Genomic DNA, 12,422 nt, shown 5'->3' with positions numbered 1-12,422 from the left:
AGGTGACAGGTGACAGGTGACAGTAGGAAGAGAATAGGTAACCTGTGACAGGTAACAGGTGGCAGGTGACAGGTGACAACAGGAAGGTAATAGTTAAGAGGTAAGAGTTGATTAATTTTTTCCAGTCCCCACTCCCCATTCCCCAGTCCCCAATCACCGATGACCAAGTAACGATAAAATGGGAAAGTAGCTCGTTATGCTTTTTGGGTATTATCTCGATGCTCTCTACACTTAGTACCGATTTTCGCATCATCTTTGAACGTGACCCAGCAGCCCGGAATTGGTTAGAAGTCCTGTTTTGCTATCCAGGCTTACAAGCCTTAATATTCCATCGGCTGGCTCACTGGCTGCGTGCTATCGGTATTCCCTTTATCCCCCGTTTAATTTCTCACATAGCTCGGTTTTTAACTGGCATTGAAATTCACCCAGGGGCTTTAATTGGTAAAGGAGTATTTATAGATCACGGTATGGGCGTTGTCATTGGTGAAACAGCCATCGTGGGAGACTACGCACTCATTTATCAAGGAGTCACCCTTGGAGGTACTGGTAAAGAAAGCGGCAAACGTCACCCCACATTAGGCGAAAATGTCGTCGTTGGTGCAGGTGCAAAAGTTTTGGGGAATCTGCAAATTGGTAATAACGTCCGCATTGGAGCAGGTTCAGTCGTATTAAGAGATGTTCCTTCTAACTGCACTGTTGTGGGTATACCAGGACGCATCATCTACCGTTCTGGTGTCCGGGTTGCTCCTCTAGAACACAACAACTTACCAGACTCAGAAGCTGAAGTAATTCGCGCCTTAGTCAATCGGCTAGAAGCACTAGAAGAACAAATTCAACAACTTCAAGATATGCCTTCCCACTTCAAAACTCCTGTTTTAGCAAGCGTAGGGGCTGTAAATTTTGAAAGAGAAAAATTCACAACAGAAGCACCTATTTGTAATATCAGAGATAAAGCCATACAAGAATTTTTAGACGGAGCAGGGATCTAAAACATAGATGTGGGCTTTTATTTGTCCATCAGACAATTGAGACATTTAGGAAATTTTAAAATATGCCAAAAATGAATACAGAAGCATTGATGAAAAATATCAGGCAACATAGGAGAACATTAAGTATTCCTTTATTTTTTATAGCTGGTTCTGTATTTATCTTTGGCTGCTACGAAGAATAGGTTTAAATAGATAGATTATTAAATTCATGAATCTCATCTATCACCAGCATATCTGTTAAGTTATCAAAGTCGATATGATTGACTTTTCTTGTGGATGCTATTACCTTGTTGATTTTACGTTTTGTTGATAGTTACCACAAGAATGAACTTTCTCCTGAGATTTGTAGCCTACTCGACCCCACTCAACAGTTAAATTTCCTTGCCCAACCTTAGCACTCCAGAATTTATTATTGTTCTGAGCAGCATCTATAAATACTAAATATATTTCCATTATTGTCCTAGTGATACTTCATGGTGGTTATACGCTAAATACTTGAAGAAGACTTACCCAAAAAAGTAGCGGTAATACCGAGAAACATATGGCTATACCACGCCAACTATCGGTTATATGAATTGGTGTTGTTGATGAATAGGATGATTTTTTCGCACAAAGTCGTAAAGTTGCGAAAAATCTAAATTTATACTTGTCCAATAATCTCAATTCATCTCCATGTAACGGAGGTGAATTACCGCTATGCAAGAATAAGGTTTTCAGTCACATCTTCCGTAAGTCTTATCAAATTCATGATGAAATAGCGATCTGTCCTCGATTTTAGACTTGAGGGGGCGGGTACAGTGATGGAATACTCACCATAGGCCATTGGGTGTACTTACCTGTCTAGTAGGTAATCGCTTTTGTCCTTTGTATTAATTTGTACGGAACCTAGAAGTACGAAGACTTCTCTTAGAAACCTGAACTAGAAGCTAGTCGCGCCACCTTTGACTAAGACTACATTCGCTCAACAGCAGCAGCATCTTGAACAGCTAAAGGCTTATGCGCTGGCAATTTTCTAAGTTAGCTAGTGTCAGCTGCTGCGATCTTTCTTCATCAAAAGCCAGTAGTGCAGCTTCTGATGTCAGAGTTTCTAATTCAGCACCGCTAAACTTCCTGGTGCTAGGGGCGATTGCTTCCAAATACAAATACTCTTGGGGAACTTTTATACCGTATCTTTCCAGATGAATCTTGAGAATTTGAGAACGTTCTGGTTCTGTAGGTAGGTCAACAAAGAAATTTTCATCAAACCGCCCTTTCCGCTTGAACTCAATTGGTAAAGCAGTTGGGTCATTACAGCTTACTACCACAAACACCCCTGTCGTACACTCAGACATGAAGGTGAGGATATTCCCCAGAATACTTTGTGAAACTCCAGAAGTATCACCATTAGCTGAAAGTGCTTTCTCTACTTCATCGATCCACAAAACACAGGGTGCGATCGCTTCGGCTGTACTGAGTCCGCGGCGGACATTACTTTCAGATTCTTCTACCAAGCTACCAAGCATTGAGGCAATGTCTAGTTGCAACAATGGAAGATTGAGGATGGTTGCAATGTTTTTCGCTACTATTTATTGATTTACCTGTCCCGGGTAGACGTGCTAGTAGCACTCCTTTAGGTTGAGGCAGATTTAGCGATCACACTTCTTGCGAAAATAACCGACGACAGCGTTGCAGCCAATCCCGGAGTAAATCCAGACCCACAAAAATACCTATTTGAGCCAATAGCCGGGTTTTGTATTCTACAACTAAGGGAATGACTGTAGCATTAATAATAATGCCTTGGAAAGTTAGGCGTTCTTTCACAGTTAGCCACAGGGTACCAAAAATCCGGGGAAAGAGATTGCTTCCCGATCGTTGTAATGACGGGAATACGTTAATCTTGTATAAGTCATAAATTGATTGTAGGTACTACAATTTTGCCTTTGTAACCTGTATATTTGTATTCTTCAACTACTTTTGTGGCAATCTCTCTTCCTTGAGGTGATGTAACTAAAGCAACGCAAGCCCCACGAAAACCAGCACCTGTAAGCCTAGCACCAAATACTCCTGGGGTGGGCTGCAAGATTTCTACCAAAATATCTAGGGCAGGTACAGAAACTTCATAATCATCCGGTAAACTAGCATGGGATGCGTTCATAAACTCTCCAAACCGCTCAGGTGTAATTCCCTGTAAAGCTTCTAAAACGCGGTAATTTTCTGTAAGCACATGACGGGCATGATCGCGGAAAGGTTTGGGTAATATTTACGCTGCTTTAGTCTCAGTAATATCTTTTAGGGCTGTCACTCCTATTTTAGCATCGGTAGTATCTCTTAGGGCTGGCACTCCTAACAAATGGGCTGCTTCCTCACACTTAGCCCGACGTTGGTTATAACCACTACTGCCAAGGATACGCGGCACACCGCTATCTATAACTACAATCTCTGCTCCAGGGGGAAAAGGCACAAGCTGGCGTTCTAGCCTACGAGTATCTAGAAACAAAAGATGTTTGGCATCAGCTAGATTAGCAGCCATTTGATCTATAATGCCGCATTGCACACCAGCATAGTGAATTTCTGCTTGTTGGGTGAGTTGGGCAATTTCTACGTCCTCAAGAGGGAGGTCAAGAAGTTGATGTATTCCTCTGAGGCTTGCTACTTCCAAAGCCGCACTGCTAGATCAACCCGAACGCATAGGCACGGAGGAGTTTACATAGAGTACCATCTCTGGTAGTGTGTAGCCTGCGGTTTTCAAAACTTCAATTTCCCGGACATAGCTATGCAATTTGGCATTTTCATTGGAAAGGTTGCCAAAACTCACAAATCTCGTGAGATTAGTATATAAACGATAACCTCTAGGGCAAAATACCAGCATTGCTTGTCTTCCAATTTGTTCCCCTGTGGGTGTGGCATGACGGTATAGTCGCAAACACCTCTCCCCAGCTACCAGTGTCACTGCTGGATGTAGTCCCCTTGCCCATAATGCTTCTACACCTGCACCTGCGTTATTCTGTCCAAGTTGGCTCGGCTGCTGTGAGTACCTCTGTCATCCCTTGGCTGGATTTTTGCCCTATTTGGCGATATCGCTCTAACTCGCTTGGCATCAGTATCCGCTTTCGGTTTTGTAAAGATGCTGGTAATGCTTGCACCTTCAAAACAGGTCTATCACGGAGAACCTTTCCGCCATCTGTAACGTCAGGGACAAAAGTCTCACGCTCGATACCCTCAGCCCAAGGACTGATGTGTAGATGTGTAATTGAAAATTTCGTGGTAATTCTTCATCTTTAAGGCGTTGCGCTTCAATTTCATCAGTTACTTGGGCAGTTACTAATACTTCTGCTACGCCAGTTTCGGCAGTTACTAAGACAGTATGAGAAGCGCCCGCAGTTGCCCAACTAAACCAATCTGTACCACGTAGACGTATAGCCTGTACCCCATTTTCAGTGAGGGTGTATCTCATTAGTTCCAACTTCGCGGAGACTTCTTCGTTCAGAGGGGATAAACACAGATAGTTAGCGGGAATTGAACAAAAATTAACAGTAAAAAGGAGTATAATCCAACTTTGGTATAGCTTTCACGTTAAAAGAAGGTGACGAAAGAAACCACTACCGCAGCAATGGCACCATGGTTTAAAAGATGGTGTCATTTGATGATCTATTTACTCATCAAGGGGAAAGAAGAGAGTTTAGACCTTATTTAGGGGGATGATTGGGTGAAAGTGAGAGAAAAAACCTATTTGAAATGGTAGAGAATACCCTAGGGGTGACCTACCACCGATTACACCACCTTTGAACTGAAGCACCTTGGTCCAGTTCCCAAGTCAATGAGCGTCGGTTAGAGATTATGAACAAGTATAGTCAGAGGAGAATCACCAGAGGATTTAGCTTAATAATTGATGATTCTGTCCATAGAAAAAGCGGGAATTTTAGGGATGGAGTAGGAAGACAATATATTGGAGAAATTGGGACAAGGGATACTGGAATAGTAGTAGTAACAACATATCTATATGATGGCAGTAAAAGCTTACCATTAGACATATAATTATATAACTACGGTGATTCCTTACCCAAAGGGAAACAAGAGCCTCTATTTGAGAAGAAAGAAGAAACCTGAGTTAGGAATTAAATTAATAGATCTGACCTTAAGCCGTGGTTATCAACCAGGAATAGTAATTATAGATCCTGGATATAGCCATAATACATCTTTCTTATTAAAGATAGAAAACCGGAATTTAAAGTAGTTAGGAGGATTAGCTAAAAATCCCAAAGTCCTTAGCAGTGACTAAGAGGATAGTCCACCAATAATTAGGTTAGATAAATTATCACACAGTTTACCCCAATAGGCTTTTACAGAGATTCAACTGCAGTTAGATAAACCCAGAAGATTATGGGTAGTAACTAAAGAAGTAGAAATATCAGCCTTAACTGGAAAGGGTAATATTGCTGTCGTCATCAACACTTCTACTTTCTGTCAAGCAACTGATATTGACTACTTTATGCCCAATATTTCTTCATCAATTATCACACCCCAATGGATAGTTGATAGATATTCTCAAAGAAATTGGCTAGAGGTTTTTACAGGGAAGCCAAGGGATGGTTAGGACTTAAAGAATATCAAGTTGGAGATAACAGCAGTTGACTGCGCCATTTTATTTTGGTTTTTTGTGCCTACACTTTTATTCTTTGCCATCAGTGGACTGGAGGATTAAGACCAAGGTGGGCTAAGAAACCTTTGAATACTTTTACTGCAGCTTTAGAAGGGTTGAGAACAGCTATATCTTTTCTATTTATTGATTGGTTCAACTTGAAGCCGGACGTGTTTCCTTCTTATCAAGCCAGTTTAGGCTACATTTGGGTTTTATTTTTGTTTAAGTCCCGTTAGAGATAATTATCAAGTTCCTCTGTGTCTCTCTGCGTCTGTCTGAGTTTGTGAACTAGGGTTTCAGATATCACGCTGATAAATTTTGTCCCAATTTCTTAGTTATTTAAGCCAGGAAGTTGAGAGGGCGACAAGCAAGGTGAAACCATCACAGGACAAAGATTTTACGTGATAGGCCCCCTTGAAAAAATTGATAAAAAAACGGTGCTTATTGACAATTAACTGTGTAGTTATGAGGCAGCTATGTCAGCATAAACCTTGAAGATACGAAGAGAATGGTCTTGTTAATGGAACAACTCATCAGTTCTATTAGCAATAGGTGGACATTTTATCAGTAGGGTCTAAAGGGTATAACTCTTATACAGAAAGCTCTTGAGGTTCTTTTAACTCTTTTACTTACACCTTATTCACTTTTTAAACCCCGAGCCTCTTGATTTATCTAGGTTTTTCGTGTATATGGTTCAACGCCACGCTACGCTATCAGCAAGCCCTAATTATGCTGAAACTGACATTTTTAGATTCACACTCACTGCTTGCAACTCTTTGGCTTTCTCTTCTGGTAAAGTATCATTGGTAAACATCCCGGCCGCGAGTTCTGTTCCTGCCAAATACTTCAAGCGATCACTCGTGCGGTATGGTGGATAAAACTGAGGGTGTAAATGTGGCTCTGGATGCGGTAAACTATCTGTTGGTGCTTGAAACCAAGCCATTAAATAAGGGAAAGGACAATTCCACAGGCCGTCATATTTGAATGTGACGGTTTTTAAAGCTTTGGCAAGTCCCCAGCGTTGTTCTTAGCTTAAATCTGAGAAAGTCGCAACAGTTTGTTTGCTACCCAAACTTCATAGGGGTAACGCGTATAGACGGCAACGAAAGCGATCGCATCCGCATCTTCATAAATTATCCGTTGGTTATAAGGAATTTCTTTTTGAATCAAATCCGCTAACAACCCGCGTTTATGTTCGTGATAATACCGCTGCTGTTGTTCTAACATTCGGGCTGGGATTGGTGGAACAAAGGGGTAAGAGTAAATTTGTCCATGAGGATGGTGTAAAGTCACACCTACTTCTACACCTTTATTTTCATACGGTAGCACATATTGAATTTGGGTATTTTCACTCAAAACTTCAGTGCAAGCACCCCAAACTTGTAATAATAGATCCAAATGTTCCAATGTCAAGGATAACAGCGAAGCGCGGTCATCTTGAGTAAATACGAGCACCTCACACGCCCCATTTGCAGGTACAGTTTCCACAATGCAATCAGGGGCTTGGAATGTATCCGTAAATTATGTGTAACGGAAGCCACTGAACAGCTCAATATTATTAACAGTTTCGAGGAGACCAGCGTACTTCATTTCTAGCTCGGAGATATTCCAGCAACGCTGATATCCCCAAGCTTTGTGGGCTTCAGGCTGAGTAGCAGGTGCATAAGCAATACCACCAAACTCTGTCAGGATAATAGATTGTCCCTGGTGTGGAAAATTGTCCAGGGTGAGGATACGTCCACCAGGACGCTTGCGCTCAAACAAATCTGATAATTTCACTTCTGGTCCATAGCGATGAACCAATTGTTGGAGTTGGGTGTCGTAGTGATGAATAGCGAGAAGGTCTGTATCGCTACTTTCCCAGCCATCATTACCAATTAACGAACGAGAAGGCTCAAGGGTTTTGGTCAAAAAATACATTGCCAAAACATAATTGCGGTGAGCAGCAGTTTCAACTAAATTTGGGACTCCCCAAGATTCATTAAGGGGAACTCAGGCGACAATACATGGATGATTAATATCACGGTTGATTACCTCAGTCCACTTATGGGTCATAGGTTATACGGCTTTACCCATAAAGCCGTAGGCACTGGGCATCTCTTCCCATACTAACAAGCCTAAGATATCTGCCCAATATAAAAATCTGGAGTCTTCAATTTTTTGGTGTTTGCGAACTCCGTTGAAACCCATTGCTTTAACGAGTTCCACATCACGCTGCAAAGCATCAGCATCAGATGCTGTCATCAGGGACTCAGGCCAATAACCTTGGTCAATAACCAACCGTAAATAATAAGGATGACCATTAAGCATAAAGCTATCGCGCTGAATATTCACCGTCCGCAATGCAGTATAGGATTTAACTGTATCCAGCACTTGGTTATTCCAATTGAATTTCCGCATCAATCAAAGTTGGTCTTTCTGGACTCCAGAGTAATTCATTGCGGTAATCATCAATACCAGGAGCAGCCAAGGCAATGCGACGGCTAACTTCCCCATCGAACACTTCATAGGTATCATTAGCTAAGAACTTACCGCCAACGCTCAGTTTCACTTTCATTTGAATGCCGAATGAATGCCGGAAACGGGTACATCCCCTGCCAGCGCCGCACAATAGCCGATTTCCCAACGCTCGAAATCAGGAATCCAGCGAATATGATCTATATGAGTTGTACTTACACGCTCAACCCAGACTGTCTACCAAATACCAGTGGTGCACGGATACCAAATACTGTGGGGTTCTAACTGCCAATCTTACTACCCGGTTTGGCTAGTTCGTGAGGATCATCTTACACCCACACTGTCACCTTGGGTGTGCCAGTTTAATTTAAAACATGGGTTATATCAATGCTAAAGGGAGTATGACCGCCTTCATGTTCAGCCATATATTGGTCGTTCACCTAAACCCACACCCGATAATCTACAGCCCCAAAATGCAGCAGTAATCTCCCTTCTCCGGCTGGTGTGTCAAATTCTCCCTCATACCAACAATTAGGATGAAAACCTGTATTACCAATCCCAGTTTTCATAGATTCACGAGCGAAGGGGACTTCTATATGATGAGTCCATTGGCTAAGGTCGCCGGGTTGAGTGCAATTACCTTAATTGTCATAAGCGAATTTCCATTGACCGTCTCTATTTTGCCAATGTAAGCGTTGCAGATACGCACGTGGATATGGTGGATCTTGGAAACTAAAAATTTGCTTATTATCACTTTCAGAGCTGAATTTAACCTCAAAATTCTCAATAGCTAACGCTTTCATCTAAAAAATCTTCCCTAGCTACAACAGAAAAATTTTTTCCGTATTTTTGGTTGAAAAAAACCTAGTTTAAGACTTGAGAAAGCAAAGTGGAATAGCTTCCATCACCTTTAGTGCTGGCGGCATTTTATTATTTGTCAACTCCTAGCTCGTGACATTATGATAGAAATACATAAAATATTTCTCCAGTCCTATAAAAATTATAAATAAGATTTTGGCTAATAATAACAGGTGTGTCTAAAGTATAGGTATTAGTATATCTGCATATAATTACATAATAGAAAAGTTCGAAAATTTAGAAAGGAGTATGTGTCTGGCTTTCCATAGTGTTAAGATGAGGAAAGAGCCAAGGAAAGAATCAGGGTTGGGAATAGTTACGGATAGTTCCTATCCATGAAGATGTTGATAACAAATTCATAACTGACCTCATATCCATAACATTTATGAAATAGGCAACACTCATGAACCAATTCCTAGTGTGACTAAACCACCAATATTTAGTAAGAATTACTTGTGAGTAAATTGGGGAATTCAGGGGAAATTTTTGTTGAGGTACCCGGAATATTTTTACAAGTCTAATGACCTGTTCAACAAGAATACCCTCGGTGCAAAACTCCTTGTTTCCTGCCTTTTGTTCTGAGTTGTCATAGCATAATCGCTATCATGTTTTTCTACCTGTTCAACGAGACTAGCAGGGAAAAGATTTCGCAATATCTCTAGCCAGTAATAAAATGTGTCCTTTGCTTCCGCTTTAGATATACCGAAATGGAAACCTAAAACCTCAAATGTTGGTATTTTCCCCAAGTAGAACAAGAATAGACATACCTGTTCTTTTATCTCTATTTTCCCTTTCCCCCCTCCTCCTTTCTGATTTATACCTATCTTCTTACTTTCTATGTCACCTTAAAGTTTTTTAGGCTGTATTTCACCTTGGGCTAACAAGTCTTGAAACTGATGGTTAGTTATTCCCAGTATTTGTTTTCTACGATGTGGATATTCTTGAATATAGTTATTTAGTGGATTTTTCCTTTTGGAACACCCTCAAAATTCCCTTCTACCATTTTTTTCACATCAAGTTAATTTTCCTGATAGGTCTATTCTAGCAAATAAGAATTCTCCAAAAACTAACGTAATACTTATTTTGAACTAGCTATTGCGAGTAAAGTAGCTAAAAATAATCTGTAAAGATTCAGCTATCAGCAATCAGCCAATAACAGCAAGAGCAAAGATTTAGAAGTATCTAGGTAAACAGTAGAGTAAGCACCCAAGATAAAGTACTGTTGATAACTCTCCAAAGAGAAATATATTACATTAGCTTAGAGAAGTGACAATAACTAGATTCCAGGATAACTTTTCCAGTTATCAGCCCCCCTTGAATTATGTGGATAGGGTTTTTAATTCTGACTTTCCTGAAGAGTAACAAGAACTCAAACAGTGAAAAAAAAGTTTCTCATCATAGCACTGGCTTTATTACCGTTTTATAATGGTTGTTTTCTCTGCTAATATCCAGGGTGCTGAAAAAATCAATGAACTCTATGTTTTTGGCGACAGCCTTTCACATATAGGTAACGTATTCCCAGCTACTGGTGGAAATTATCCCTCTAGTGCTCCCTATTTTCAAGGACATTATTCTAATGGTCTGGTTTGGGTAGATATCTTGCTTCTCAGTTAGCGATAAGTCCTTAGCAAAACACCAATTTTGCCTATGGTGGTGCAACTATGGGTAGCAGTAATATTCAGGCAGTAGCAAACTTATTGACACAAGTTGATAGCTTTATAAAAGCCCATCATCAGGTTAATCCACAGGCACTTTATGTCCTATGGGCTCGTGCTAATAATTATCTCTATGGTGCGACTAATAATACATTCCAAATTGGAAATTTATTGAGGGCTATCTAATCTCTCTCAAAAGCGGGCGCTCAGGAAATTATGATTCCTAATTTACCAGATTTAGGGAATCTTCGAGCTAAACGCAATATTGTAAATTCAACTACTCTAACTTCTGTTAATAACGCACATAATCTAAGCTTGGTTAAAGAGACTAATATACTTCAATGTAAGCCGATTTCGGATACTAGAATGGTTCAGTTTGGTGTTAATTTTCTTTACCAAGAATCCACTAAAAAGCCAGCCAAATTTGGTCTTACTAATGTAACCAATACTTACCTAAGTAACCTGGTTATCTGTGATAATCCTAAAAAATTTTTGTTTTGGCATGGTATTCATCCAACTACTGCTGCTCATGAAATTTTCGCTAAAGCCGCTTTAAAAACCCTGAATATCCGCGAATCTCATTCCTCTCAATCGTAATTCACTGAAACTAGGGGATCCAGTTTTCCTGTGCCCTACATATTTCTTAGTCTCTAATATTTAGAGTCTATAGGACTAGTATTTGATTTATGAAAATGCTCCGTACATCTGGAGAGACGGAAAATCAAAGGTAGTGTTTTGAATGAACCACTCAAACATCCACTTAAGATGAGAAAATGTTGGGATTAAAGCACAAAAACGTCGCAGCCAAGTTTTCCCTTGCAACCAAACATCTTCTATGGGGTTTTGAGAGGGATAGTTAGGAGCAAAGCGGACACAATAAATTTTCTATTGCTCTAAGGGTAAACCTTGGTTAATAGATGCTAAAAAATTTTGAATTTCTTTTGAACGATGATAACTAGCTCCATCCCAAAAAATAAGTAATTGTTGGTTAGGTGACTCTTCTAGTAAATAGCTGAGATGATCAATAGTATTTTTTGAGTTAGCTGTATCATAGGTTCTCAACAATAAATTTTTACCTAAATAGTCAACTGCTCCATAATGAGTTTGTTCATCTCGTTTGTTACTAATACTAATTGGAATGCTTATTTCTTGGTCAGTTCTACCCCAAACATATCCAATGCTATCTCCCCAAAGTAAATGACACTCATCTAATAGCAAAACTCTCAATAGCGCAGCTTCTATATCTTCTCGGCGGCTCGCCAACAATGATGAAATCTCTTTTTTTTTGCGGCAACTGCTTCTTCATTAGCTTTTGGATTTGCTGAAGATGTTTTCTCCCAACTAATTCCTGCCGCATCAAACAAATCGTAATAACTACGTTTTGATTCATAAAGTACATCATGTTCAAAAGCCAATTTATACTCAACTTCGGCAAGCTCCCAACATTCCTTCCTTTGTAACTAAGCCAGTACTTCTTCTCTTTGTTGAGTATTCAAGTGGCTTTTTCTCCCTTTGTGTTTCAGGCGCAGTCCTAAAATTCCATCTTTCTCATAGGCTTGTTTCCATGTTGTTATTGAACCAACTGAAACATCTAAAATTGTTTGAATTTCCTCATACTTGTAGCTTTGATAAACCAGCTTCACTGCCAATGCTTTTCTTACTTCCCTTGCATCTAGACGCTGATCTATAAATTCTTGTAGTTCTGCAATTTTAGATTGTAACTCCTGCTTGCTGATTATTAGCTATTAGACAAGAGACTTTCTCGGTATTACCTCTTATTCTTTTTCAAAAATTAAATATGATTTCTATATGAGCCATTAAATCTATAAATAAAGAGTTTTCCCC

Annotated in this window: 12 protein-coding genes and 6 pseudogenes; 4 read left to right on the top strand and 14 right to left on the bottom strand. The window is 40.0% G+C overall.

Annotated elements, in window-relative coordinates; translation table 11 throughout:
* Positions 1–218 precede the first annotated feature (218 nt).
* A complete protein-coding gene (gene cysE, locus AAZO_RS05475; RefSeq protein WP_013190479.1) occupies positions 219–989 on the top strand; it encodes a serine O-acetyltransferase in 771 nt (256 codons plus the stop codon).
* A 297-nt stretch (positions 990–1,286) separates the two neighbouring features.
* Here the strand turns inward: cysE and AAZO_RS28905 are convergent.
* From AAZO_RS28905 to AAZO_RS36050, 7 genes and pseudogenes are all read right to left on the bottom strand, one after another.
* Positions 1,287–1,442 (bottom strand): annotated as a pseudogene (locus tag AAZO_RS28905) (WGR domain-containing protein); the annotation flags it as partial.
* 416 nt (positions 1,443–1,858) lie between these two features.
* Positions 1,859–2,801, bottom strand: a pseudogene (locus AAZO_RS05470) (AAA family ATPase); the annotation flags it as partial.
* Positions 2,802–2,874: 73 nt separating this feature from the next.
* Positions 2,875–3,192 (bottom strand): hypothetical protein, encoded by a 318-nt coding sequence (locus AAZO_RS42300; protein ID WP_049790555.1) that lies wholly within the window; start codon positions 3,190–3,192, stop codon positions 2,875–2,877.
* A 36-nt stretch (positions 3,193–3,228) separates the two neighbouring features.
* Positions 3,229–3,630, bottom strand: a pseudogene (locus tag AAZO_RS42295) (GHMP family kinase ATP-binding protein); the annotation flags it as partial.
* Between the two features lie 12 nt (positions 3,631–3,642).
* Positions 3,643–3,918 (bottom strand): hypothetical protein, encoded by a 276-nt coding sequence (locus AAZO_RS42290; protein WP_338027054.1) that lies wholly within the window; start codon positions 3,916–3,918, stop codon positions 3,643–3,645.
* A 49-nt stretch (positions 3,919–3,967) separates the two neighbouring features.
* Positions 3,968–4,117, bottom strand: coding sequence for a hypothetical protein (locus AAZO_RS36055; protein ID WP_228371522.1), 150 nt, complete (start codon positions 4,115–4,117; stop codon positions 3,968–3,970).
* Positions 4,114–4,431, bottom strand: a complete 318-nt coding sequence (locus AAZO_RS36050) for a hypothetical protein (RefSeq protein WP_194290158.1) — start codon at positions 4,429–4,431, stop codon at positions 4,114–4,116. Before AAZO_RS36050 ends, AAZO_RS36055 begins: the two co-directional genes overlap by 4 nt.
* A 147-nt stretch (positions 4,432–4,578) precedes the next feature.
* Between AAZO_RS36050 and AAZO_RS25905 the strand changes: the two are divergent.
* A pseudogene (locus tag AAZO_RS25905) lies at positions 4,579–5,843 on the top strand (IS701 family transposase).
* A gap of 491 nt (positions 5,844–6,334) precedes the next feature.
* Here AAZO_RS25905 and galT read toward each other — a convergent pair.
* The 6 genes and pseudogenes from galT to AAZO_RS05440 form a co-directional block, all read right to left on the bottom strand.
* Positions 6,335–7,107 (bottom strand): annotated as a pseudogene (galT, locus tag AAZO_RS05450) (galactose-1-phosphate uridylyltransferase); the annotation flags it as partial.
* Between the two features lie 21 nt (positions 7,108–7,128).
* The gene (locus AAZO_RS37025) at positions 7,129–7,518 is read right to left on the bottom strand and encodes a hypothetical protein (protein ID WP_228371521.1); all 390 of its coding nucleotides are present in this window, start codon (positions 7,516–7,518) and stop codon (positions 7,129–7,131) included.
* Between the two features lie 147 nt (positions 7,519–7,665).
* The gene (locus AAZO_RS37020; RefSeq protein ID WP_228371520.1) at positions 7,666–7,980 is read right to left on the bottom strand and encodes a glycoside hydrolase family 2 TIM barrel-domain containing protein; all 315 of its coding nucleotides are present in this window, start codon (positions 7,978–7,980) and stop codon (positions 7,666–7,668) included.
* A 4-nt stretch (positions 7,981–7,984) separates the two neighbouring features.
* On the bottom strand, positions 7,985–8,164 hold the full coding sequence (locus AAZO_RS37015; RefSeq protein WP_228371519.1) for a hypothetical protein: 180 nt from the start codon (positions 8,162–8,164) through the stop codon (positions 7,985–7,987).
* Between the two features lie 340 nt (positions 8,165–8,504).
* The gene (locus AAZO_RS40955; RefSeq protein ID WP_266888351.1) at positions 8,505–8,633 is read right to left on the bottom strand and encodes a hypothetical protein; all 129 of its coding nucleotides are present in this window, start codon (positions 8,631–8,633) and stop codon (positions 8,505–8,507) included.
* Positions 8,634–9,431: 798 nt separating this feature from the next.
* Complete coding sequence (locus AAZO_RS05440) at positions 9,432–9,701, bottom strand: helix-turn-helix domain-containing protein (RefSeq protein WP_081462893.1); 270 nt, start codon at positions 9,699–9,701, stop codon at positions 9,432–9,434.
* A gap of 882 nt (positions 9,702–10,583) precedes the next feature.
* Here AAZO_RS05440 and AAZO_RS37010 point away from each other — a divergent pair.
* Together AAZO_RS37010 and AAZO_RS37005 are read left to right on the top strand one after the other, a co-directional pair.
* Positions 10,584–10,763, top strand: a complete 180-nt coding sequence (locus AAZO_RS37010; RefSeq protein ID WP_228371518.1) for a hypothetical protein — start codon at positions 10,584–10,586, stop codon at positions 10,761–10,763.
* A gap of 30 nt (positions 10,764–10,793) precedes the next feature.
* Positions 10,794–11,174 carry a hypothetical protein gene (locus tag AAZO_RS37005; RefSeq protein WP_338027052.1) on the top strand — a complete coding sequence of 127 codons (381 nt, stop codon included), beginning with the start codon at positions 10,794–10,796 and terminating at the stop codon, positions 11,172–11,174.
* An 87-nt stretch (positions 11,175–11,261) separates the two neighbouring features.
* Here AAZO_RS37005 and AAZO_RS32710 read toward each other — a convergent pair.
* Positions 11,262–12,289: pseudogene (locus AAZO_RS32710) on the bottom strand (IS630 family transposase); the annotation flags it as partial.
* Positions 12,290–12,422: the final 133 nt, after the last annotated feature.

Source organism: 'Nostoc azollae' 0708 (genome assembly GCF_000196515.1).
In the GTDB taxonomy this organism is placed as follows: domain Bacteria; phylum Cyanobacteriota; class Cyanobacteriia; order Cyanobacteriales; family Nostocaceae; genus Trichormus_B; species Trichormus_B azollae.
Note: the sequence above shows the minus strand (reverse complement) of the source record. Positions and strands in the feature narration are given on the sequence as shown.